Raw genomic sequence first — 24,835 nt, 5'->3', positions numbered from 1 at the left:
TAACTAAAATTATCTAAGGAACAGAAACTCAATTTTTATTATCAATAAAAAATAGCGGGGTAGCTAGTTAACCATTTGGTTAAGCTACATCAGCTTGAAAATGTGGACCAACAAGCCCGCTATCATAATCTAACTGAGTAAGCTTAATTAACATTGCGTATGATAATTAAGAACACATAAAGTGTAGTCAAAAAGGCTTAACGCCAATTAAATATTGTCATCAAGCCTTAGCCAATCATTATTAAAATTTAGTAGTCTAACTTTGGGAATTCACTTTTAAATGAATTTTTTTGTTTAAATTGTTGAAGCCAACTATAAAGGGGCTCATCATAATATTTTTTTAACTTGGTTATTTGCTTTAAATCACTTATCCCATATAAAGCCAGCAAATATGCCAGTTCTTCTTGCCAATTCTTTATCATTTGCAATAAAAAATCAGCTCCCTTTTGTTCCAATGCTTGTAAGAAAACATTAGCTACGCCAATATATTTACCACCTAGAGCAAGTCCTTTAAAGACATCTAATGGTTGGCGTACACCACCTGAAACAATTACTTCAACTTGCTCCTTTTTAGCAAGAATAGTTGCTAAAACAGTGGGTAAGCCTAAATCTTCTAAATAAGATAAATCACGTTCATTTCTAGCATTTTCAATTTGAGCAAAGTTAGTACCGCCACTACCAGCTATATCAAATAAAGTGAAGCCTTCACTTTTGAGTAGGCGAATAGTTGTTGGATCAAGGCCAAAACCAACTTCTTTAATAATAATTGGAATTGTCAATTTTTGGCGTAAGTCTTGTAAATTTGTTAGCCAAGTAAAATCTCTTTCTCCTTCTGGCATAGCTATTTCTTGTACAGAATTGAGATGAATCTGCAGTGCGTCAGCCTCGAGTGCTCGGACAATTTCCTGGGCCGAATCAGCTTTAGTCTTAGCATTAAGATTAGCAATTACAACTCCAGTTGGATCTTCTTCTCGAGCAACCAAGAAACTAGTAAGTGCTTCTGGTTCCTTAGTTAAAATACTGGCTGAACCTAGTGCTAGTGCTATCTGTGTTTTTGCAGCTATCTTACCAAATGCTTGATTTATTGCATAGGCTTTATCGGCTCCACCAGTCATTGCATTAATAAAGAAGGGGGCTGCTACTTTTTTGCCAAACATTACAGTTGTTAATTGCTCCAGTTTAACTTTAGTTTCGGGCAAAGCCGGGCGCAATAAATGCATTTGGTCAAAGCTATTTGGCTTATTCGTCTTATAAAATTGACCAGCTAAAGCAAGGTGGTCTTCTTTACGCTGAGATCGAATGGACATTTTATTCCCCCTTATTGTAATAATTTTACTTGATGCACATGGAAGTTTAATGGCAAAATGTCATTCTGCTTCCAGTTATTGATTAAAGCAGGAATATCGGTAGTATGATCAGCAATCACAATTCCGCAATCACCGTTGCCAGCTCCGGAAGTCTTAGCTGCTCCACCATAGTCTTCTGCAATATTAATTAGTCTTGACAAGCGAGGAATTTCAATAGCAATTTGATTGATTTGCGCAAAATGCTGAAGTAAGTGCCGATTATTGCGAATTTCTTGCTGAATAATGGTAATATTATTCTCTTCAAAGCCGGCAATCATTTTTAAAACACAGTTTCTTGATGCTTGCAAAAATTCACTATATTTTTCATTTAATGCATCTTTATTCGCATTTGTTTCATCAACTAAACGTGAAGTAGATGCGGGAGTTTGACTCCAACCAATAAGTAATTTCATTTCTTTAGGGGGAGTCAAAAGCTGAATTTTTAATCCTGGCCAAGCTTCACTGACCACTGCTACTAATTTTTTAGTAGCCAATTCTTTACTTAACCAGGCCTTATCAAAAGTTTGGTATGCTAACCAGCCGCCATATACACTAGCTGCAATATCGCCGGCAGACCCATTGCCTTGTACAGAATAATGCGAAATAGCAGATAACTTATATACTAATTCATTATTATATACGACATGATAAAAGCGTAAAATTGCTTTGACTGTTGCCACTGTAACTGCTGCACTTGAACCTAAGCCATATTTTTTGCCATCAGCTGAATCAAGATCAGAATTAACATATAAATCATAAACTTTCATTTTGACATGTTGTTCAAGACAGTACTGCTCAGTATACGAAATTGCTGCCAAAATATATTCAAAAGGGTTATCACGATTATCAATTACCATTTTCGCCCCACGACGTACCCAGTGAATTGAATTTTGCGAATATTGCTTAGAATGAATTAAGCCCATTTTTGAATTTGATTTAGTAATTGAAACTCGGATAAACTGATCAACGGCAACTAAAATTGCGGGACAATCTTGCTCTAAAACCGCATATTCACCAGCAATATACAACTTTCCGGGTGCTTTTTCTGTTATCAAAAGAATTTAAGCTCCTAATCAATTAAATTACATTATTGATCCAAGTATGAAAGTCCTGGACCAAAGCTTGCATTTACTATCTTAACATTCTCAAATTCTGATAGAAACTGTTTAACAATTTCTTTGACATTTTTTAATTGCGTTAAAATTTTTACATTAGGACCAGCATCAATCGTATAATAGCATTCAATCCCACTAGCACGTAATTGCTGTACCAAGTGAATAGCATGAATTGTATCGGGCTCAAAATAACTAAAGCCAGGGTTAGCAGTTAAATTAATCGCATGCATTTCATTGGCATTAAGTTCTGCCAATTGACCTAGAGCTGAAAAGTCCTGGGCCTTAATTGCTGCAACCATTGCGCTAAGCTCCTGCTCATTACGTTTTATCCAAGGTATAAAAAATGGAGATGTTTGTGCTTGAAGCATCCCAGCAGTTGAAGATAATTTTTTAGGATTAGGATTTAATTCAATTGCAAGCAAATGTAAGTCCATAGTTGGAGTCTCATCTAGAGCATAGGCATAAGATGAGTCATGATCAAATCCCTTTTGCCAAATTGCAAATCCACCATATATTGAACGACTAGCCGAACCAGATCCTAATCGAGCTATTTTTGATAAATCACGTTTACTAAGCTGAATATTATAGCAAGCACAAAAAGCTCCAGCCATCGCTGCAAAAGCTGAACTAGAAGAGGCCAGACCTGCAGCAGTGGGAACGTGGTTAGTCGATTCAACCCGTAAATTATCTGATACACCAAATTTTTTTTGTAAAATTTTTAAATAAGTAAAAACTCTTTGATAGTCTTTGACTGCTTGCTGGACACCATTTAGAACAAATTCATTTTTTTCGCTAACCGTAATCCTAGTATCAGTAAAAAACTGGTCTAAAGTCATAGATAAGCTGGACATTAAAGGTAATTTATTTTTCGAATCGGCTTTACCCCAATATTTAATTAGGGCAATATTAGTATGAGCACGGGCTGTTTTATTCATTAAATTTCCTCAATCCATTGGTTAACAATTAATTTATGACTTAGGTCAGCAATTTTTTCAGCTATTTCATGATTGGCACAAAGCGCAATCACAATGCCGCCCAGACCGCTACCTGATAATTTAAAACCCAAAGCACCATTAGCAAGCGCAATATCTTGTATTTGATCAATTTTAGTAGTCGATAAATTAAAAGAATGTAATATATCTTGGGCTAAATTAAAAATTTGTCCTAATTGTTGCTTATCCTGGTTCACCCAAGCAACTTTAGCTTGATCAGTAAGGTTACCTAATTTTTTAATATTTTGCCTAGCTGGGATCGAGTTAGCTACTATTGTATGAACTTGCTTAACTGCTTTTTGAGTATTACCCAAATCACCAGTATCCATAATTAATAAACTGGCTTTCAATTTACTTTTTAATTGGAGAGCACCGTTTTTTTTGTTGAAAAAAATCAAATTATCAGAATTAACTGTAGCGGCATCAATTCCTGACGCCTTACCATGATTAATCATTTCTGCATGATTAATCATGGCGATGATTTCTTTTTCACTCAAATTTAATTGCCAATAATCATTTAATGCTCTAACAGTTGCAGTCGCTACCGTCGCGCTTGAACCTAAGCCGCGTTCAATTGGAATTTTTCCTGTATAAGTAATTTTTATCAATTGTTGGGAGTTAGTCTTAGCTAACAATTTGGTAACAACATACTTTAAGCCATCATATTCAGCTGGTGCAGCCAAAAATGGGCCGTGATATAGAGCAGTATCCATCCATAAGATGGTAGATGGTTCAATTGTTGCTTTAAGCCATAAAGATTTTATTGGCATTGCTAAAGCGTTATACCCATAAACAACTGAGTGTTCGCCGAGTAGAATTACCTTTCCATGTGCTTTGTAACTAAGTTTCATTTTATTTAAGATCCTCATTGTTTGTGAAAAATTTGCTCCTCCTATGCTAAAATAAAAAGAATAGAGGAGAAGTGAACAAATGATTAAGATTTTAATCGGTCGACAGACAGATTCCTTACAAGAAAAAGTTTTGCAGGCAGCGGTAGAAAATTATATTCGCTTTCCAAAACATGAAACTTTCGTTATCGTTCCCAATCATATTAAGTTTACCACAGAAATTAGGGCAATTAATAAGTTAGCCGTTAGTTTGCAGCATACTGAACAATCAGTTAAAAACTTACAAGTGCTATCTTTTTCACGCTTAGCATGGTACTTTTTAAAAGATGCTGAAAAAGGACTACCAACTCAACTAGATAATGCAGCTGCTGCAATGCTTTTAGCTAAAATTATTGAGCAAAATCGAGATCAACTTCATTTATTCAAAAATGTTAGCACTAGCCCCGGATTACTAAAGCAAATTTATGACACCATTTTACAAATTCGCGAAGGCAATCTAGATTTAACTGAAATTAATGAAGAAAAACTAGATTTGGAAACCAAAAATAAAATCGCTGATTTAAAAGTTATATATGATGGTTTTATCGCAGGTATTAATGATAAATTTTCTACTTCTAATGAAATTCAATTGCAATTAAATGAGTATCTGGCGGGGAAAATTGATTTAAGCAAAACTGATTTTTACTTTAGCGATTTTTCCCATTTTACTTTACAAGAATGTCTAACAATTAAGCTCTTGATGATGAAAGCACATAGTGTTACTTTAGCCTTTAAAACTAAAATAGGTAAAATTAAAAAGCAAACTGAACCAGGAGATTATGATTATGTTATTCAAAAAACAATTAATCAGTTAATCAATTATTTAAATGTGCATAAACTAAACTTTGAAGTTAGTGAGACACCCATGGCACCAGTACCAACAAAACGAGAATTACTTAATGAATTTTGGATTAATGTAATAGATGATATTAGCGGCCTAGATCAAATACAGCTAGTTCGGGCTGATAACCGCTACTCTGAGGCTTATTTTGTCGCACGAACTATTTACCAGCAGGTAGCCTTAAATAATTATCGCTATCGTGATTTTTTGGTGTTAGCACCAAACTTACATGAATATGAAACCTATCTAACTCCAATTTTACGACAAAATAAAATCCCTTTCTTTAATGACTTACAGCAAGAAATGAAATACCATCCTTTAGTAGTCTTAATTGAAAATATTGCCCAACTATTAACTCGCCCACTTGCTACCCAAAATATATTAGCCGTGATGAAAACCCGATTAATTATTCCGAACTGGTATCAAACTGAGAGTGCTTATTTACATGATATTGATGAATTAGAAAATTTTGTTTTAGCTCACGGTATTAATAACAATCTTTGGAAACGAGATTTTACTGATTTCACAGCTGCAGGTGCTATTTATCTTGACCAAGATTCCGATGAAGTAGCCAGAATAAACAAGTTAAAAAACTACTTTGTCAAGCAATTAACAGGGTTACTAACTAGTATTAAAAAAGAAAAAAACACGCAAAAAGCAATTACCATCTTTTTTAATTTTTTAATCCAAAATGGAGTTACACAAGTCTTAGAAAAATGGCGTGAAGAGGCTCAAGAAGAAGGGGACTTACAACAAGCCCGCCAATCTGAACAAATTTGGGATTTACTAATTAATTTATTGCATGATTATCTTTTAATTAATGAAACTGAGTTTAATCTACCGAGTTTTTTTGATGTCTTGATAAATGGCTTCAAAGAAGCAACTTTTGCTCAGATACCAGCAACATTAGATGCTGTTAATTTATCAGAAACTGGCATTGTTCAAGTTAGCGGCTATAAGCAAGTTTTTATTTTAGGGGCAACCAATGTCAATCTACCACAAATTAAAACAACACCGGGATTTTTAAGTACTGAAAATTTAGAAAAACTGCGACCAGCCTTTGGTGAGGAAGCTTATTTGGAAGATTTTCAACAACTAAATAATTTGAATCAAAATTATCAATTTGGCGATTGTTTAGCTCTAGCAGAAGATAAAGTTTATCTTTCATATTCTGTAGCTGGATCTGACAATGAAAAAGCCCTTCCTTCAATCTTTTATGAACGAATTAAAAAAGCTGGCGCACCGGAATTTGAACAACACGATTTGCCAGAAGGAATACAGGACGTCTTAACTTTTTTGACTAATCCACAAGCAAGTTTGGGATACTTAACATACTTAGGACAAACACAAAACAACAATGTTACGGCTTTAATTCAAATGACCCAACAACATTTACCTTATCAAACGGCCTTAGTTACAGCAGCTAGTCAGTTTGTTAACGAGCCTACAGACATCGGCCCAGCGTTGGCGCAAAAATTATATGGTTCTGACTTAAATGCTTCAGTGTCACAATTAGAGACTTTCTATGAAAACTCCTATGAATATTTTTTAAACTATGGCTTACATTTACATAAACGTTTTGAAAATGAATTAGATTTAATTCAGGCAGGTAATTACTGTCATGAAACCTTTGATTTCTTAGTTAAGGAGCTTAATCGGCAAGCACTTAATTTAGCAGAAATTGATGATAAAACCCTAAATCAGATACTTAAGGATGTACGTTTGCATATAACAAGTGAAATCAAATATCAGCAGTTATTAAACGATCCGTTCAATCAATTTCTATTCAAGTGCCTAGATAAAACCACATCGCGGGTGGTAAATAATTGGCATCGTAATGGTAAAGTAACACCTCTACAAGCAAAATATTCTGAATTAAGTTTTGGCTTAGGTGAAAAAGTAGGCGGACTTAATTTCCCTATACCTGATCTTACTAATCATCAAGTTAATTTACGGGGAAAAATTGATCGTATTGACTTAGCTCAATTACCAGAAACAAAAGAAACAATTGCCCAAATAATTGATTATAAGTCTTCTGCTAAAAAGTTTGATTTAGGTCTTTTTTATGAAGGCATTTCTTTACAAATGATCTCGTATCTTGATGTTTTAAAGCAAAATAGACCCTTTTTTGCGGGAAAGAACTCTTTATCCTTATTGGGGGCCTTTTATCAAACAATTACCAGGCAGCTAGAACGGCTCAATAGTAAAATGCTTTATAATACTAACTTGCAAATTAAAGAGACTAATTATGATAGTAACAATCGGTTACACTATAAGGGCATCATCAATAATGATCAGTTAGCTTTTTTAAAAGCTGACGCCGAACTTAAAAAACAAGGCGTATCATCAAATTTATATGCTAATGTTAAATCATCTGCTAAAGATGGCCATTTGATTTTTTATGGTAATTCTTTTAGTGATGATGAAATTGATCTATTACTCGAATATGATGAAGTCTTAATTAAAAATGCAGCCAGACAAATACTTGCTGGTGAAATCAAATTAAATCCATATAAATATGGTAAGAGTAGCAATGCATTAACCTACTCTGATTATCGTGATATTTTCTTCTTTGATGCCATGTTGAAAGAAAATAAATATCATCAAATTGGAAACTTAAAAAAAGCTGAATTGATTGACAAGGTTAAAGCAAAACTAGAAAAGGGTGAATAAGATAGTGACTTCTTATACTAATCAGCAAAAGCAGGCAATTACTCTAAAAGAACACGATATATTAGTTTCAGCATCTGCTGGTAGTGGCAAAACCACCGTTTTGGTCCAACGTTTACTGCAAGAAATATTAGGTGGAATTAGCGTAGATCAGCTACTGGTCGTTACCTTTACTAAAGCTGCTGCTCAAGAAATGAAAAATCGCATTAAGATGATTATTCAAGCTGAATTAAACCAAACTACCGAACCAAGTAAGCAACGTTATTTGCGGCAACAGCTTAATTTAATTGATGCAGCAAATATTTCAACAATTGATGCTTTCTGTTTAGATATTATTCATCGCTTTTATTACGTTATTGACCTCGATCCAAGTTTTAGTATTTTAACTGATGAAACTCAGGCTAGCTTAATGCGTGAACGTGCTTTGCATGAGATTGAAAATGAATTTCTAACCAATAATGATGAAGACTTCTTAGCTTTTTATAATAATTTTGCAGGAGATCGAGATGCAGAAGCAGCCCGTAATTTACTCTTGGATTTATATAATTATGCAATGGCTAAGCCTGACTATACTACCTGGTTAAAGAATTTGCCTCAAAAGTATCAGGTAAAAGCTAACCTAATAACTTCACCATTATGGCAAGAACAAGTTAAACCTTATCTTTTTGAAAGTTTTTCAACATTAAGGGAAAAAATCAAGCATTATTTATCTTCTAGTATCATTGAAACTAAAGAGCTCAAGAAAGTAAAAGAAAGCTTTACGCTATTTAAACAAGGTCTTGATTATTATTTAACTAGTCTAAAGCAAGATTATGATTACGATTTACAACGTGAAAATCTGCGTAGTTGTAAATTTTCAAGATTTACTAAATCCCAAAAATGGGATGAAGATATCCTAGACTTTATTGATGAATGTGCAGAATTAAAAAGTGAAGCCAGTACTTTAGTTTTTAACTCCTTTACATCTTTTTATGCCACTGATGAACAAGAACAATTAAGTATCTTAAAGCAAGGCAAGCAAATAATGTTGGGTATTACTAAAGCAGAAACGGCCTTAATTAACCGATTTAATGAATTAAAAAGGGCCCAAAATTTGCTTGATTACAGTGATATGGAACAATTAGCTTATCAAATTCTAAGTCAAGATACATCTAGTTCAACTATGGCTCGTTCTTTTTATCAAAATAAGTTTAAAGAAATTATGGTTGATGAATATCAAGACATTAATCAATTACAAGAAAATATCTTGCAATTGATTAAAAAGGACAAACATAATAATCTTTTTATGGTAGGGGATGTTAAGCAGTCAATTTATGGCTTTCGCCAAGCCGACCCGAGTTTGTTTTTACGTAAATATGAAGAAACTGTCGAAAATAAAACACAAAAACGAATTTTACTAGCTGATAATTTTCGTTCTACTAAACCGATTATTAAAATCGTTAATCAAGTATTTGATAACATTTTAACCCCTGATTTCGGTGGCATTGATTATGCAGAAGAAGGGGAATTAACTTTTGGAGCGCAATATTATCCAGACGATTTAGCTCAAGCAACAGAATTTCTTTATTACCAAACAGAAGACGATAAAGAAAATGATGAGCAAACTTTTGATTCTACCGAAATTGCAATGATTATTAGTCGAATCAAACAATTTAAACAAGAAAATTTACAAATCTATGATGTAAAAGCTGGTCAAAAGAGACCATTTAAATATAGCGACATCGCAATTATAACTAGAAGTCGCAGCGATAATTTAGCTATGATGCAAGAATTTGCTAATGAGAATATTCCATTATTGGTAACTGATGCTAAAAATTATTTTCAAACCATAGAATTGACTATTATTATGAATTATTTACGTCTCATTGATAATCCAGATCAAGACATCCCTTTAGTGACCGTTTTACGTTCTCCCTTGTTTAATTTTAAGGAACCAGATTTAGCAAAAATTCGTATAAATAGCAAAAAGGTTACGTTTTATAATGCTCTAACTGCTTACGTTGCAATTAATGACGAACTTAGTCAAAAGATAAAAATTTTTTTAAATCAATTAGCTTCTTTACGCCAATTTGCTGCCAATCATCGTATTTCTGAATTAATCTGGAGCATTTATGAGCGAACTGATTTATTAGAAATTATGACTGCACTTCCCAATGGCAAGCAGCGGCGCATCAACTTAGAGTCGCTTTATGAGCGTGCGAGTTCATATGAAAGCGCTGGGTTCAAAGGATTGTATCAATTCATCAATTTTATTGAACGCATGCGTCGTAGTCAAAAGGATTTAGCGCAACCATTGCTAACAAATGAAGTTGATGATTCAGTTAAACTTATGACAATTCATGGTTCCAAAGGATTGGAATTTCCAATTGTATTTTATGCTGGATTACAGCATCGCTTTCAAAAACGTGATATAAGTGGCGACTACATCATCACTGCTGACAATGTTGGACTTACTATTCAACGCAATCATTATTGTGCCGATACTTTGCTCAAAGCCATTGATAATATGACTAAAGAAAAACAACTTTTAGAAGAAGAAGCACGTATTTTATATGTTGGCATGACTAGGGCAAGGCAAAAGTTGATTTTAACCGCTGAAATTAGTAATTTTGAGCAAAATATTGAGCTATGGCGTCGAAAAGCAAAACAGCACAAAATATCATTAAATGATAAACTAACCATTACTAATCCCTTAGGTTTTATTGGGCCAGCACTTGGTTTACAGGAATGCTCCAGTTTATCATTAAATGATCTTAATATGGATCTTGATCTCAGCAAAGATTTTATTTTTGTAAATTATCATAAGCAAGCTAAGACAGCTGAAACGGTTCATGAAAGGATTAATACAAAGCAAAAAGCAAATTACAGTCCAGAACTTTTGCATCGAATGGCCCAAAAATTATATGATTTTTCATATACATTTAAAGATGCTAGCCAAACAACTGCCTACCAGTCAGTTTCTGAAATTAAAAAAGCCTTCAATGATCCCTTAGATAAGGAACTCGAAAATGCTCATCTTTTATCTTCTACTAACCGCTATTTACAACCAATTGATACAAAACCAAAATTTCTTTTTAAAACAACTTTTACCGGAGTTGAAATTGGTACGGCTATGCATTTGCTTTTACAATATTATGATTACAATGGTCGTGGTAATCAGGAGCAACTTGATAAAGAGATTAAAGATTTAATTAAACATCATCAACTTAATCCCGATATCGTATCTAGTCTCAATAAAGATCAAATTAACTGGTTTGTTCACAGTGATTTTGCTAAAGAGTTTTGGCAAAAGCCGCATAATTTAAAACGTGAAATAGAGTTTTCAAGTTTAATTCCTGCTAGTACTTTATTTAGTGATTTCAGTGATCCTGATGCGAAAATTCTAATTCATGGGACAATTGATGGTTACTTCATCCAAGATGATGGCATAATATTGTTTGATTATAAAACTGATTATATTGACCCTAATCATCAAGATGAAGCAATCAAAAAAGTTAAGCATAAATACACGGGACAATTACGCTTATATGAACAAGCACTCAACTCTTTCGCAAATAAAAAGGTTAAGCATAAATATCTTATTTTACTTAATGCGCAAAAGATTGTTGAAGTCAAATAGGGGAGAAGAAAGAACATATGGTTTCATTTATGAATGACACTTTTGCAGTAGTCGATCTGGAAACTACTGGTACACAACATGAAGAAAATAATCATATCATTCAGTTTGGCTGTGCCATCATAAAAAAAATGGAAGTAGTAAAAACATATTCTTTTATGATTAATCCTCATTGTGAGATTCCCATAGCCGTACAAAATTTGACCCATACTCGCAATGAAGATGTCACAACTCAACCAGATTTTAATTACTATGCCCCAAAAATCATTAAAATACTAAAAAATACTATCTTTGTAGCGCACAATGTCAATTTTGATTTACCTTTTTTAAATTACGAACTTATTCAACATGGTTATGATGCGCTGACTAATAAGGCAATTGATACTGTTGAACTTGCAAAAATTGCTTTTCCCACTATGCCTTCATATAAACTGAGTGACTTAACAAGTCACTTAGGAATTAAGCATCAAAACCCACATAAAGCCGACTCTGATGCTTATAGCACAGCTATTTTACTAATTAAAAGTATTCAAGCGTTAGAACAACTGCCCCAAGCCACTTTAAATACACTTAGTTCATTGGCTCATGGGCTAATTAGAGATACAGCATGGATTTTTACAACAATTGCGGATAATTTGCGTAAGCAAAAACGGCCTTTAGCAAAGCAGTACCAACAAGTCCAACATATTATTTTGCAACAACAAGTGATTAGTAACAAAACTAATAATGCTGCTAACGTTACTTTCCCTCTAAGTGATCAAAGCAAAAATAACTTATTTAAGGGTAAAATTAATTATCGGCAGCCGCAAGTCAATTTAATTAACCAAATAAACAAATTTATCACAGACCCGCAACAAAGAGCCTTCTTAGTTGAAGCCCCCAATGGTACAGGCAAAACTTTTTCTTATTTGTTTGCTTATTCATATCGTCTTTATACAAATCGAAAATTAGTAATCTCAACGCCAACTAAGGTCCTACAAGATCAAATAATTAATCAAGAAATACCGCAGTTATTAAAAGTTACTAATTTAGATTTACAAGCTGAGATAGTCAAATCAAGTAATCATTACTTAGACTTAGATGGTTTTTATCAAAGTTTATATCAAAATCGAACTGTCAATCGAGTAACTTTAACTTTGCAAATGCGAATTTTGGTTTGGCTAACTAAAACTAAAACTGGTGACTTAGATGAATTACAATTAACCACCTATCATGCACCATTATTTGCTCAAATTAGTCATCCAGGTGATGCTCGTGTCGGGAGTATTTTTGCAAAAGTTGATTTTTGGAATTTAGCTAGACAACGACAAGAAGCAGCTGATATTTTAGTAACTAATCATGCTTATTTAGCTAATCATTATCATGATACGATTTGGGGGCAAAATCCATACCTAGTAATCGATGAAGCACATCGATTTAATGAAAACGTCATTAATTCGAGAAATGATTCTTTTCAGTTTGAATCACTTTGGGGTGAACTAAATCATTTACGTAATTTGCTTTACTATGCCGATGATAGCATTTTAAATCAATATGGCAGTGATGTTCAGTTTAACTTTTTATTGGAGAAATTAAAGCCTGCAATTTTATCATTAATTGAAGCAATTACTAACTTACAACGTTCCTTATATAGTAAAAAAGCACTAGCTGTGAGCAGTAATACTTTAGCCAATGGTAATCTGCTACTTAGTTTTCAAGCAGCTGATTTGTTCCCACAAAATAGTGGTTTTCAAAAGGAAATAGCTAATTTCCAGCGAAAACTAGAAGATGTTCGCCAACAAACTAATCAAATTATATTTAAATTGTACAGCGAAACTGATAGTTCTGGTATTGAGCAGGAAGCCTTATTAGGTAATTTAATGACACAGATTGATCAATTAGATTTTTACATTACCCAAAGCTATCAACTATCAGATTTGCTACATAAACAAAATCTCTTAAAGCATGAGGGCTTTATAATAACTTTGACCAATCCGCAAGATCCGTTAAGTGTAAATTTAAGCTGGATGATGCTCGATGCTTCCAACGAATTAAATCAAATTTATGAACGTTTTGATCATATTCTATTTGTCAGTGCTACTTTGACTAATAATAATGATTTTACCTTTATTATTAAGCAATTAGCATTAGCCAATTTAAAACCGCAAACTTATATTGGAGCTAGCACCTTCGAGTTAAAACAGAATCTGGAAGTTTTGGGAGTTACCGATATGCCTGATATTTCCAGCACTAATTTTGACGAAAAGTTAGAGCAAATTTTAGTAAGCTGTCTAAAAACTAAGCATCATGTTTTAGTTTTAATGACTAATCTAGATAAAATTAGGGAAGTATTTAGTGCAATAACGAATGAACCAGCCTTACGTGATTTTGAGATATTAGCACAAGGTGTATCCGGTTCTAATAATCGAATTACTAAGCGTTTTTCAATTGCTCAACAGGCAATAATTATTGGTGCTGATAGTTTTTGGGAAGGGGTTGATTTTCATACTTGCAGTATTGATCTTGTTATTGTGGCAAAATTGCCATTTGAATCACCTGATCAACCAAGTGTAAAACTAAGACAAAAAAATTTACAAAGTCAAGGCATTAATGTGTTTACTTCCGATACAATGCCACGAGCCATCATCAAGTTTAAACAAGGAATGGGGCGTTTAATTCGCAATGAAAAAGATCATGGTCAGTTCCTAATCCTAGATACACGAATATTGAATATGGATTATGGTATTAATTTTTTAGATGCCATTCCTGTTAAAATTAAAAAGATTAAGTTGAATAAATTACGAAATAAGTTAGATAATTATGATAAAAGATGATACAAAACAAGCAATAACTTTTTTAGCATGGTTGACCGCGATAATTATAGTGCTATATTTTTTACTATTAGCAATTTTTTATAAAGCAAGTAAACCAGAGCGAAGTCAGGTTCAAGAAATAAATGCCCTTGCTTTATCAAAAACGCCAATAAAGCATATTGAAAAAAACTACCATTTAAATCGTGGTATTAATAGCTATGCACTTAAAGGACAAGCCAAAAAACAAAGTTACTACTTTATTTACTTACCAGGATCAAAGAAAGCTTATTTATTTCCAGCTAATAAAGGAGTCAGTGAACATGTTGTTCGCAATAAATTTTCTGGTAAAAGGGCAAATTATAGCATAATTAAAGTTAATCTTGGTTGGTACAAAAAACAAGCTGTTTGGGAAGTTACAGCTAAAGATCAAGCAAATAGATATACCTATCAATTGTATGAATTTAAAAATGGGAAATTGCTAGGTTAAGTCGATTATTAATCAAATCTTTGGTATTATTAAATTGATAAGATATGGAAAGTGAAACAAGATTTATGACAAAATTAATTTCAATTAGAGATTGCGACAAGCATGTTAACGAAGAAGTTAAAATGCACGTATGGTTAACAGATAAGCGCTCCAGTGGGAAAATAGTATTTTTACAGTTAAGAGATGGTACAGCTTTTTTCCAAGGAGTTATTCGTAAAGATAATGTTTCTGCTGAAGTTTTTGAAACAGCGAAATCATTACATCAAGAAGCCAGTTTTTATATTACAGGAACGGTTTGTGAAGATTCAAGATCACACTTTGGTTATGAAATTCAAATTTCTGATTTGAAAGTAGTTACCAATAACGAAGGTTACCCGATTGGAAATAAGGAGCATGGGATTGATTTCTTATTGGACCATCGTCACTTATGGCTAAGAAGTAGACGGCCGTTTGCTATTATGCGTATTCGAAATATTATCTACAAAGCAACAATAGATTTCTTTGAAAAAGAAGGATTTGTGAAATTTGATGCTCCGATTTTTATGCATTCTGCACCTGAAGGTACAACTGAATTATTCCATACAGAATACTTTGGTGGGGATGCCTACTTATCACAATCTGGACAGCTATATGGAGAAGTTGGTGCCGCTGCATTTGATAAGATATTTACCTTTGGACCAACTTTTAGAGCTGAAGCATCCAAAACAAGACGTCATTTAACTGAGTTTTGGATGATGGAACCAGAAATGGCCTGGATGCATCAAGATGAATCATTAGATATTCAAGAGCGTTTTCTGTCATATGTGGTTAAAGCAGTATTGGAACATGGTCAATATGAATTAGAACTATTAGGGCGTGACCCGCAAAAATTAGAACCGGCTGCTCAAGGTAACTACACTAGACTTGCTTATGATGATGCCGTTAAAATGCTGCAAGAAGCTGGACGTGACTTTAAATGGGGCGATGATTTTGGTGCACCGGATGAAGCGTTTATTTCTGAAAAATTTGATCGTCCATTCTTTATCGTAAATTATCCTACTGTAATTAAGCCATTTTATATGAAGAAAAATCCTGATAATCCAAAGGAATACCTATGTGCTGACGTTTTAGCCCCTGAAGGATACGGAGAAATTATGGGTGGCTCTGAAAGAGAAAGTGACTATGAAACTTTACGGCAACAAATAGCTGAAGCGGGACTGAACGAAAATGATTATAGTTGGTATTTAGATTTACGTAAATATGGTAGTGTTCCTCATTCTGGATTTGGGATGGGATTTGAACGTGTGATTGCATGGATATGTAAATTAGACCATGTACGTGAAGCAGTTCCATTTCCAAGAATGATTAATCGTGTTCAGCCATAAAACATGAAAAGTGAATATTTTAAAAAGTTGGACTAAAATTATTTTGGCCCAACTTTTTAAAAGGAGAAAATTATATTGCATTACAATAACTATCGTAATTTAGGGTTTACCACCATTTCGAATGGATTAATTGCTTATTATCCTCAGCTTAAAATAAGCGATGCTGAAATGATTTTAATCATTCAGCTTGAAATGTTTGCCCAGAAAGGAAATAATTTTCCTTCTAATGAAGAATTAGCTGCAAATACCAATTTTTCAACTACTGAAATTTCTAGTTTAATTCAAAAGTTGATTGAGCAAAATTATTTAGCAATCGGTGAAAGTACTGACAATAAAGGGAGAATTTACAATTGTTATAATCTTGATCAAATTTACGATAAATTAGATGAGGTTTTGCGTGGGAACATTACAGCAGCAAATTCTAATCATGCTAAGCCCACAACTGAAATAGATAATAGCCCTTTAAACAAGTTACTGCGTCAATTTGAAATTGAATTTGGACGTTATTTAAGTCCAATTGAAAGAGAAGAAATTTCAGCTTGGCTAAGAGTTGATCATTATGATCCAGAAATAATCAGATTGGCCCTACGCGAGGCAGTTTTAGCTCAAGCATATAGTCTAAAATATGTTGATCGCATATTATTAAATTGGCAACGACATAACTTAAAGACAAGTAATGAAGTTCAAAGCTTTTTGCAAAGGAATCGTTAATGGCACAAGATAAATTATTAAGTACAAAGCAAGCCCGTCAGGTTTTGCAAACTATAAATGAAATGTATCCAGATGCTAAAAGCGAACTAATCTGGGACAATAAATTTCATTTATTATGTGCAGTCTTAATGAGCGCGCAAACAACTGATAAGATGGTTAATCGTGTTATGCCGAAATTTATGCAAGATTATCCTACACCCAAAGACTTGGCGCAAGCTTCAATTATCGAAATCGAACAACATATTTCTCAAATAGGACTCTATCATTCTAAAGCCAAACATTTAAAAGCTATGGCAAAAATTTTAGTTCATAAATATCATAGTGAAATACCACCAGACAAAAAAATATTAGTTACTTTACCCGGAGTTGGCGAAAAAACTGCTAATGTTGTTTTGGCAGACGGATATGGTGTACCAGCAATTGCTGTTGATACACATGTGGCTAGAATCGCTAAAAGATTTCATATTGTTGACCAAAATGCCAAGCCACTTCAGATTGAAAAGCGACTTGAACAAATTTTACCTAAAAATGAATGGATTCATACCCACCATGCAATGATATTATTTGGCCGTTATTCGATGACAGCACGTGACAAAGATGACCCATACAGCTATTTAAAGCCAAACCAAAAATCGATACATTAGAAAAAGAGTAACAATGCAGTCATTGTTACTCTTTTTACTTAATGTTGATTTTTATGCTGATTTTTAGATTCATTAGTAGGTGAACTATTATCTGCAGCATCATCATTATCTTGCTTTGACTTATTACTATTATCATCATTAGTTTTAGAATCAGAGCTGCTATGAGCATGACTTTCATCAGGCTCTTGGAGGTGATAATCTTTAGCTTGACGATTAGAATTATGCTGATTTGTATTCGACTGAGTAGTCGCACCGTTTATATGCTGATCACTTTCATGCCAATTTTGAGTTGTACTAGTAGAATTAGAACGATTAATATTAGTTTCTTCGTCATCTTCATCATAAGAACTGCTGTCATCAATAATTCCTACTGGAGCATGACCTCTCACAAATAATTGCCAATCACCAGCTGGCGAAACTTCAGGTGGGTTAGAATTACGGGCAATTCTTGCTCGTATAACTGAATTTGGCTTTTGCCAGTCTGTGTTTTCTTTATCCTGCATTAAATATGACATCATATTTTTGTAAAATAATTGTGCTGATTGTTGACCAATTCCCGAAATTGTCCCATCGCGCAGGTTATCATAGCCTGTCCAAACCCCAATTGAATATCTCTGAGTATAGCCAACAAACCAAGAGTCTTTGGGAGTTGCTGCATAACCTGGATAACGGGCTAAATCTTGTTCAGAATACTTGACCGAACCGGTTTTGCCAGCATGATAAAGTCCCTTAATTTGCGCATTGGTACCAGACCCATGTTTAATTACACCTTTGAGCATATCCGTAATCATATAGGCAGTAAACTTACTCATAACTCGAATTCCAGCAGAATCGTAGTTTCTAGTTAACCCATCAGGTGTTTCAATTTTAGAAACAAATTGTGGCTTATGGTAAATCCCCATAGAAGCAAAGGCACTAAATGCCCCAGCCATTTGTAGACTAGATGCTTGAGCACCAATTGCTACAGATAAACCTGAGTCTTTAGGAACATTAATACCCATGTTAGCGGCAAATTTAGCAGCTCGACTAACTCCAACTTCTGCTAAAGTTTTAACAGCAGGCACGTTCCGTGATTGCTCTAAAGCATGCCTCATCGTCATTGCTCCATCATATTTATTATCCCAATCATATAATTGAACGTTAGTTCCAGGATAAATGTATTTGCTATCATCTAATATTTTGGCAGTAGACCAATTTAAATACTCAATAGCCGGAGCATAATCTAATACTGGTTTAATTGACGAACCTGTAGAACGACTAGTTTGTACGGCCCGATCTAAGCCTAGTTGAACACTAGCTGGTAAATGGCGGCCTCCCAAAATTGCCACTACATGTCCATTACTTGGGTCAACTACAGTTGCTCCTATTTGCATTTGATCATTAGTGAAGGGGACTAAACCATTATTTGCTAATTGATATAACTTAGTTTGGGCCTTTTGATCAATATTAATGGTAATTTTTAAATTGTCACGATAAGGATCAAAGCCCTTGGCTTTGACTTCGGTAATTGCTTCCTTTATATAAGGATCATCTATTTTACGTAAATTGGATTGTTTACGTTGATTATGTGCTTTTAACCCCTTTTTAATACTTTCCTTGGTAGCTTGCTCATACTGTTTTTGCGTAATTTTGTTATTATCAAGCATTGCTTTTAAAACCAGATCACGCCGATATTTAGCATACTTAGGATAAACATAAGGATTATACGCTGTAGGGCGATTAGGAATACCAGCTAATAGAGCCGTTTGGGCTAAGTCAAGTTGACCAATTTTTTTACCATAATAGTAATTAGCTGCGGTCCCAATACCATAATTACCATAATTCATATAGACACGATTAATGTAAAATTCTAAAATTTCATCATGGGTATATTCACGCTGAACGCGCATCGCTAACCAAGCTTCTTGAGCTTTACGCCTTAAAGTACGCTGCGAAGCATCAGTTGAAAAAACCGTTAACTTAACTAACTGCTGTGTAATAGTAGACCCACCGGCTGAAATACTATTACTTTTAGCGTTTGTTAACATTGATCCAGCAATCCTGATGGGATCGATGCCTAATTTATCCTTATAAAATCGTTTATCTTCAACCGAGACAACTGCGTCTTTTAATAATTGTAAATCTTGACTGTCTTTGACATAGATTCTTTTCTCCGAACCAAGCGACAGTAAAAATTTACCATCAGCGGTATATAGGCTTGAAGAACCACCACTTTCTAGCTGTGAGCGACTAATATTGGGAGCATCTTTGGCATAATAGGCAAACAAGCCTACACCTGATAATAAAATCAGAAAAACTACTAAAAATGCCCACTTAATTATCCGCCACCATATTGGCTTAGGCCGACTTTGCCGATAATTTTTGCGCGATACACGTTTATATTTTGTATTTGCCATTCTTCGATTTCCTGTCTGCGATAAAATAATCCACGGCTTCCAAATACGGAAGGGTAGGTTGAAAACCGCTTTTAATTTCGACTGACCATTCCTCAATTTCTGTTAATGTTACTGAACTCTTATTTTGGGTCCACCAAGCTTTAGCAATCATATTGGCTGGAGTGACAAAATATCGGTTCAAACTAGTAAAACCGATAATTGTAAAGCAAATTCCCTTTTGTTTTAAACATTCTGTAAGATGAACAATTTGATGTTCATGAAAATTCTTTAGAGGAAAACTTGTTTTATTTTTAGTTTCTTTAGCTTCAAAATCCAAATAATAGCCATTGTATACACCATTATAATCTGTTGTAGATTCTTGGCGAAAATAAGCCTCTTTAATTACGGCCCTTGATCGCTTAGGGTAGTCAACTTTTACAATTTGAATAGGGGTTGGTTTTTTATGTACAACCGCAATTTCTTTAAGACGATAAAATTTATTTGATTCGTTAATCATCTGCTCTAGAGTCATGCCACGATCAGAAAAGTTTATATTTTTACGATAATAGTTGCTTTTTTGATTTTTTTTAAATGTCGGCTCCCCAACAGACTTACGAAATGCAGCAAAAGTACCGTTTGGATATTTGACCATCTATCTCACTCCTGTTAGCATTATAGCAATAATAGAAAAGTTTTTGAACAAGGAGCTATCTTTTTTACTATGCAACGCCTTTGGATTACTGGATATCGAAATTTTGAATTAAATACCTTTAACGATCAAGATCCAAAAATAAAAATCATCAAAAATGTCTTGCAAACTCGTTTGGTTAATTTACTTGAAAATAAGCAGCTTGATTGGGTAATTACTGGTGCTAATCTAGGCATAGAGCAATGGGCCTGTGAATCAGCAATTGAATTACGTAAAAAATATTATCCCTTGCGCGTTTCAATCATCACTCCTTACGAGGATTTTGCCCATAGGTGGAACGAAATTAATCAAACTAAGTTTATTAATTTAACGCAACAAGTTGATTTTTTTGCCTCGACTTCAAATCAAGCTTATTATGATGCAGTCCAACTTAGAAATTATCAAAATTTTATGCTTCTACACACTGATGCGGCTTTAATGGTATATGATGCAGAATATCCTGGCAAAGCTCAATACGATTATGATTTGATACGTAACTATCAACAAACTACAAACTATCCGCTTGAATTAATTGATTTTTATGATTTACAAGATGCTGCTGAAGAATATCGTGATCAGGAAAGAAATCAATTTTAATAAAATTTATAAAAGTTTGCCTAAAATTATCGTTTAAGTTTTAAGCTAAACAACTTTTTGCTAAAATAAATTATAACAATAAAGGAGTTGCATTCTCATGGCTGATTTAAATGATATACAATTATCTACACAGGATATTTTAAAAAAACAATTTAGAACTAAAGTTAAAGGTATTGATCCCGATGAAGTTGATGCATTTTTAGATATTGTAATTGCTGATTACGATACTTTTGAACAGCTCATTGAAGATTTATATGGTCAAATTGGAAAATTACAAGGCCAACTAATGGCTGATCAACAAAAAGAAAAGCAAAAAGACCAATTTTCTAAAGAAACTAACCAAACAAAAGCAACAGATGAAGTTGTACGTACTTATACTCCGAACCACAGTCGAAATTCGTCATTTACTTCAATTAGTGACAGCGAAGCTAACCAAACAGAAAGTTCTACTAACATGGCAATCATTCAACGTATCTCAGCTCTTGAACGTAAAGTTTATAACTTAGAACGACAAGTTTATGGTTTGCAAAAGCAGTAAGCTTTGCTATAATTTTTTATAGTACAAATTTTGAGCAGTCGCGGTTTGATTTTTAATAATTGAGCTGAGGAAAGTCCACGCACGCACAAGCTGAGATGCTTGTAGTGCTCGTATTTAGTCCAATAAACTAAAGAATTTTTATAATTACGGCGAAAAAAGTGCTAAGTTTTTTAATATGCATGAATATTCTGAAAAGTGCCACAGTGACGTAGCAGTAGTGGAAACATTATTGGTGGAACGAGGTAAACCCTGCGAGCGTGCAACCCAAATTTGGTGGGGGCGTCTTAACCTAAGAAAATAAACTAAAGGTTAGATTACTATGTTGATAGTAAAGATAGATGGCTGCTGAAGGTAATTTTGCCAAAATTACCCGTACAGAACGTGGCTTATAGAAATTTGTACAGGCAGCGTTGAGCTTTTAAAAGGGCTCAACGCTTTTTTTAAAATTAAAATGAAAGAGATAACTAATGAAAAAATATCAATTATATACAACAATGGGTGCCGGTTTTGAGAGTGTTGTGGCTAAAGAATTACATTCACTAGGTTATGAAACTACTACAGAAAATGGTCGTGTATTTTTTAAGGGAACTCAAGCAGATATCGTTAAAACCAATCTTTGGCTTCGTACAGCTGATCGCGTAAAAATTTTACTTAAAGAATTCAAAGCAACTGATTTTGATACACTATATAATCAAGTATATGATATCGATTGGGCAACAATTTTACCTATTGATGCTAAATTTCCAGTGCAAGGGCGGTCTGTTCGCTCAAAATTGCACTCTGAGCCAGGTATTCAATCCATTGTAAAAAAGGCAATCGTCAACAAAATGTCCGATCAATATCATCGCCGTGGTTTTTTACCAGAAAGTGGTAATTTTTATCCATTAGACATTCACCTCTATAAAGATACTGCCCGTATTTCACTTGATACTAGTGGTGACAGTCTTTTTAAACGTGGTTATCGCATTGAGCATGGTGGCGCACCCCTGAAAGAAAATTTTGCAGCAAGTTTAATAAAGTTGACTCCGTTTGACGGAAGTCATCCGCTAATCGATCCAATGACCGGTTCAGGTACTTTAGCAATCGAGGCTGCTCTAATTGGGAAAAATATTGCTCCCGGATCATGGCGAAAATTTGCTTTCGATAATTTTGATTGGTTTGATGCAAAATTACACAAAGACTTATTAATTGAAGCAAAAAGTAAAATCAAAAAACTAGCAGCCCCAATTTGGGCTTGCGATATTGACCAATCCATCTTGGAAATTGCTAAGTTAAATGCTAACAATGCTGGTGTATTACAAGATATTTACTTTAAGCAAGTTGCTGTTAAAGATTTAGCAACCGATTTAAAAAATGGGGTGATTATTGCTAATCCTCCATATGGGAAACGGTTAAAAGATAAACAATCGGCCGAGGCCTTATACACCCAAATGGGGTCAAACTTACTAAAATATGATAGTTTTAGTCAATATTATTTAGTTGGTGATCCCAATTTCGAAAGTTTTTTTGGCAAAAAAGCAACTAAGAAACGTAAGTTATTTAATGGCAACTTACGTGTTGATTTTTATCAATATTGGGCAAAAAATGATTACAAATAAACTAAATACTGAATTTTGGGTGATTACTGATACCCATTTAATTGCTAATCAACTTCATGATAATGGACCTGCCTTCAAGCAAATTCAAAGTACTAGCCAAGGCAAAGATTTGGTATATCAAGAGATTGCTCTTAGAGCTTTTTGCAAATTTGCAAACGAAAAAAAACCAGCAGCAATTATTGTCACTGGCGATGTCACTTTTAATGGCGAATTATTATCAGCACAAAGATTTCAAAAAATTTTTAGTAGCTTAACTGACACCAAACTATTTTTATTACCAGGAAATCATGATATTTTTGATGGCTGGGCGCGATCTTTTAGCAATGACCAGCAACTTTATACAAAACAAATTAGTCCCACTGATTGGCGCAATATTTTTCATGAATCTTATGATCATGCTTGGGCAACAGATTCTTCTTCATTAGCATACAGCATTCAGTTAAATCCACAATACTTGTTGTTAATGCTTGACACTAATATATATGGTCAAAAAGAAGCTTTGAGGTCACCAGTAACGGCTGGTTTTATAGGCGAAATGCAGTTGGCTTGGCTTGAAAAACAGCTAAAATTTGCCCAAAAGCATAATTTATATCCGCTCTTATTTATGCATCATAATTTATACGTTCATAATCCTGCAGTTAATCGTGGATTTGTTATCGATAATGCTAGTTCATTAAGTCGGCTTTGCCAAAAATATGATGTTAAGTTAGCTTTTTCTGGACATATTCATGCACAAAATATTGTAAAACCACAGCCAAATATTCCAACTACTGAAATAGTTACATCTAGTTTTTGTTCTTTTGATCAAGCTTATGGTCTTGTAAAAGTCAAAAAAAATCAAATTAGATATCAGCGCCAAACTTTTAATATGCGACCATACTTATCTGCAGAAGAACAAAAGAGTTATACTTTAACCCATTTTCATAATTATCTTAAAGATATACAATTAAAAAATTTAACCCATAATATGACGCAAAAAGATAAAAATTCTGGGCAAAAAATAAATAAATTTTTTATTGAGTCAAATTATAATTATTTTACCGGACACAATCATATCAATGAAAAAAAGTTAATTCAGCTTTATAACTCCGAGGAATATCGGCTATTGACTAAATATCAACCAAAACTGGGTCGATATTTGCAGACATTATTTGATACAACTGATCACAGTAATCTAAATATACAAATTAATTTTAAAGAGAAGCAAAATGAATAAAAAACATTTTATTATTTTAGGTAACGTTGGGATTATTTACTATAGTTGGTTACTTATTGTTCTTTTTTTGAGTTTAATTATTACCTACGAGGGCACTAAAACTATCAACTGGTCAGCAATTGCTTGGGGAATTTTATTTATTTTTCTTGTTATCTATACATTTTTAACTTCCTATTGGAAGGGGAATATTTTCAAATTACCATTTAGGGTGAAAACTCAGCTAGAATCAGTGCCACAAATTAATAATAAATGGCATTATTTTTCAATTTATGTAGTCAAAATAGATAATTTTAAAAAATATCATCTTTTGCGCATTGAACGAAGGTAAAGTAGAATTTCACAGTTAATTAATAATTAA

18 protein-coding genes and 1 other RNA gene are annotated in these 24,835 nt (G+C 33.7%); 13 read left to right on the top strand and 6 right to left on the bottom strand.

The genetic code is table 11. The features are described 5' to 3' along the window. Positions 1–248: 248 nt before the first annotated feature. The 4 genes from fni to mvk are packed head-to-tail and all read right to left on the bottom strand — an operon-like array spanning position 249 to position 4,304. Entirely contained in the window at positions 249–1,307 is a 1,059-nt protein-coding gene (gene fni, locus F5ESL0237_RS03680; RefSeq protein ID WP_122024662.1) for a type 2 isopentenyl-diphosphate Delta-isomerase, read from the bottom strand. Positions 1,308–1,318: 11 nt separating this feature from the next. Next, on the bottom strand, positions 1,319–2,401 hold the full coding sequence (locus F5ESL0237_RS03675) for a phosphomevalonate kinase (RefSeq protein WP_122021673.1): 1,083 nt from the start codon (positions 2,399–2,401) through the stop codon (positions 1,319–1,321). A gap of 32 nt (positions 2,402–2,433) precedes the next feature. After that, on the bottom strand, positions 2,434–3,396 hold the full coding sequence (gene mvaD, locus F5ESL0237_RS03670) for a diphosphomevalonate decarboxylase (protein WP_122024661.1): 963 nt from the start codon (positions 3,394–3,396) through the stop codon (positions 2,434–2,436). Then, positions 3,396–4,304 (bottom strand): mevalonate kinase, encoded by a 909-nt coding sequence (gene mvk, locus F5ESL0237_RS03665; protein ID WP_122022040.1) that lies wholly within the window; start codon positions 4,302–4,304, stop codon positions 3,396–3,398. Before mvk ends, mvaD begins: the two co-directional genes overlap by 1 nt. A gap of 79 nt (positions 4,305–4,383) precedes the next feature. Here mvk and F5ESL0237_RS03660 point away from each other — a divergent pair, with 79 nt between their 5' ends. From F5ESL0237_RS03660 to nth, 7 genes are all read left to right on the top strand, one after another. Further along, entirely contained in the window at positions 4,384–7,854 is a 3,471-nt protein-coding gene (locus tag F5ESL0237_RS03660; protein WP_122024660.1) for a PD-(D/E)XK nuclease family protein, read from the top strand. A gap of 4 nt (positions 7,855–7,858) precedes the next feature. Next, a complete protein-coding gene (addA, locus tag F5ESL0237_RS03655) occupies positions 7,859–11,470 on the top strand; it encodes a helicase-exonuclease AddAB subunit AddA (RefSeq protein ID WP_122024659.1) in 3,612 nt (1,203 codons plus the stop codon). Between the two features lie 17 nt (positions 11,471–11,487). After that, a complete protein-coding gene (locus F5ESL0237_RS03650; protein WP_122024658.1) occupies positions 11,488–14,280 on the top strand; it encodes a helicase C-terminal domain-containing protein in 2,793 nt (930 codons plus the stop codon). Next, positions 14,267–14,746: a hypothetical protein gene (locus F5ESL0237_RS03645; RefSeq protein WP_122024657.1), complete on the top strand. Its 480-nt coding sequence runs from the start codon at positions 14,267–14,269 to the stop codon at positions 14,744–14,746. Before F5ESL0237_RS03650 ends, F5ESL0237_RS03645 begins: the two co-directional genes overlap by 14 nt. Before the next feature lie 65 nt (positions 14,747–14,811). Continuing rightward, positions 14,812–16,110 (top strand): asparagine--tRNA ligase, encoded by a 1,299-nt coding sequence (asnS, locus tag F5ESL0237_RS03640; protein ID WP_122024656.1) that lies wholly within the window; start codon positions 14,812–14,814, stop codon positions 16,108–16,110. 75 nt (positions 16,111–16,185) lie between these two features. Beyond that, positions 16,186–16,821 (top strand): DnaD domain protein, encoded by a 636-nt coding sequence (locus F5ESL0237_RS03635; RefSeq protein ID WP_122021666.1) that lies wholly within the window; start codon positions 16,186–16,188, stop codon positions 16,819–16,821. Then, the gene (nth, locus tag F5ESL0237_RS03630) at positions 16,821–17,465 is read left to right on the top strand and encodes an endonuclease III (RefSeq protein ID WP_122024655.1); all 645 of its coding nucleotides are present in this window, start codon (positions 16,821–16,823) and stop codon (positions 17,463–17,465) included. Before F5ESL0237_RS03635 ends, nth begins: the two co-directional genes overlap by 1 nt. 38 nt (positions 17,466–17,503) lie before the next feature. Here the strand turns inward: nth and F5ESL0237_RS03625 are convergent, their stop codons facing one another. Continuing rightward, entirely contained in the window at positions 17,504–19,861 is a 2,358-nt protein-coding gene (locus tag F5ESL0237_RS03625; protein WP_122024654.1) for a transglycosylase domain-containing protein, read from the bottom strand. After that, positions 19,842–20,492 (bottom strand): Holliday junction resolvase RecU, encoded by a 651-nt coding sequence (gene recU, locus F5ESL0237_RS03620; protein WP_122021663.1) that lies wholly within the window; start codon positions 20,490–20,492, stop codon positions 19,842–19,844. Before recU ends, F5ESL0237_RS03625 begins: the two co-directional genes overlap by 20 nt. A gap of 69 nt (positions 20,493–20,561) precedes the next feature. On the opposite strand from recU, the gene F5ESL0237_RS03615 reads away from it, so the two are divergent. The 6 genes from F5ESL0237_RS03615 to F5ESL0237_RS03590 all read left to right on the top strand — a co-directional run bounded on the left by F5ESL0237_RS03615 (position 20,562) and on the right by F5ESL0237_RS03590 (position 24,805). Continuing rightward, the gene (locus F5ESL0237_RS03615) at positions 20,562–21,125 is read left to right on the top strand and encodes a DUF1273 domain-containing protein (RefSeq protein WP_122024653.1); all 564 of its coding nucleotides are present in this window, start codon (positions 20,562–20,564) and stop codon (positions 21,123–21,125) included. 97 nt (positions 21,126–21,222) lie between these two features. After that, positions 21,223–21,663 (top strand): DivIVA domain-containing protein, encoded by a 441-nt coding sequence (locus F5ESL0237_RS03610; protein ID WP_122021661.1) that lies wholly within the window; start codon positions 21,223–21,225, stop codon positions 21,661–21,663. A gap of 26 nt (positions 21,664–21,689) precedes the next feature. Further along, positions 21,690–22,057, top strand: an RNA gene (gene rnpB / locus F5ESL0237_RS03605) — RNase P RNA component class B. 73 nt (positions 22,058–22,130) lie between these two features. After that, positions 22,131–23,261, top strand: coding sequence for a class I SAM-dependent RNA methyltransferase (locus F5ESL0237_RS03600; protein WP_090091942.1), 1,131 nt, complete (start codon positions 22,131–22,133; stop codon positions 23,259–23,261). Then, a complete protein-coding gene (locus F5ESL0237_RS03595; RefSeq protein WP_122022039.1) occupies positions 23,248–24,477 on the top strand; it encodes a metallophosphoesterase in 1,230 nt (409 codons plus the stop codon). The genes F5ESL0237_RS03600 and F5ESL0237_RS03595 overlap by 14 nt, the downstream gene beginning before the upstream one ends. Then, positions 24,470–24,805: an acyltransferase gene (locus tag F5ESL0237_RS03590; protein ID WP_122021660.1), complete on the top strand. Its 336-nt coding sequence runs from the start codon at positions 24,470–24,472 to the stop codon at positions 24,803–24,805. The genes F5ESL0237_RS03595 and F5ESL0237_RS03590 overlap by 8 nt, the downstream gene beginning before the upstream one ends. Positions 24,806–24,835: the final 30 nt, after the last annotated feature.

This window comes from Lactobacillus sp. ESL0237, from assembly GCF_003692985.1.
GTDB lineage: Bacteria > Bacillota > Bacilli > Lactobacillales > Lactobacillaceae > Lactobacillus > Lactobacillus bombicola.
The sequence above is the reverse complement of the archived record's forward strand: the minus strand, read 5'-3'. Positions and strand labels throughout refer to the sequence as shown.

Bases quoted from the DNA above. Each gene is read 5' to 3' on its own strand.
- F5ESL0237_RS03595 (WP_122022039.1), top strand. From the start codon at position 23,248: ATGATTACAAATAAACTAAATACTGAATTTTGGGTGATTACTGATACC.
- F5ESL0237_RS03600 (WP_090091942.1), top strand. From the start codon at position 22,131: ATGAAAAAATATCAATTATATACAACAATGGGTGCCGGTTTTGAGAGT.
- F5ESL0237_RS03590 (WP_122021660.1), top strand. From the start codon at position 24,470: ATGAATAAAAAACATTTTATTATTTTAGGTAACGTTGGGATTATTTAC.
- F5ESL0237_RS03650 (WP_122024658.1), top strand. From the start codon at position 11,488: ATGGTTTCATTTATGAATGACACTTTTGCAGTAGTCGATCTGGAAACT.
- mvaD (WP_122024661.1), bottom strand. From the start codon at position 3,396: ATGAATAAAACAGCCCGTGCTCATACTAATATTGCCCTAATTAAATAT.
- F5ESL0237_RS03660 (WP_122024660.1), top strand. From the start codon at position 4,384: ATGATTAAGATTTTAATCGGTCGACAGACAGATTCCTTACAAGAAAAA.
- nth (WP_122024655.1), top strand. From the start codon at position 16,821: ATGGCACAAGATAAATTATTAAGTACAAAGCAAGCCCGTCAGGTTTTG.
- mvk (WP_122022040.1), bottom strand. From the start codon at position 4,304: ATGAAACTTAGTTACAAAGCACATGGAAAGGTAATTCTACTCGGCGAA.
- F5ESL0237_RS03610 (WP_122021661.1), top strand. From the start codon at position 21,223: ATGGCTGATTTAAATGATATACAATTATCTACACAGGATATTTTAAAA.
- F5ESL0237_RS03645 (WP_122024657.1), top strand. From the start codon at position 14,267: ATGATAAAAGATGATACAAAACAAGCAATAACTTTTTTAGCATGGTTG.
- F5ESL0237_RS03625 (WP_122024654.1), bottom strand. From the start codon at position 19,861: ATGGCAAATACAAAATATAAACGTGTATCGCGCAAAAATTATCGGCAA.
- F5ESL0237_RS03615 (WP_122024653.1), top strand. From the start codon at position 20,562: ATGCAACGCCTTTGGATTACTGGATATCGAAATTTTGAATTAAATACC.
- fni (WP_122024662.1), bottom strand. From the start codon at position 1,307: ATGTCCATTCGATCTCAGCGTAAAGAAGACCACCTTGCTTTAGCTGGT.
- asnS (WP_122024656.1), top strand. From the start codon at position 14,812: ATGACAAAATTAATTTCAATTAGAGATTGCGACAAGCATGTTAACGAA.
- recU (WP_122021663.1), bottom strand. From the start codon at position 20,492: ATGGTCAAATATCCAAACGGTACTTTTGCTGCATTTCGTAAGTCTGTT.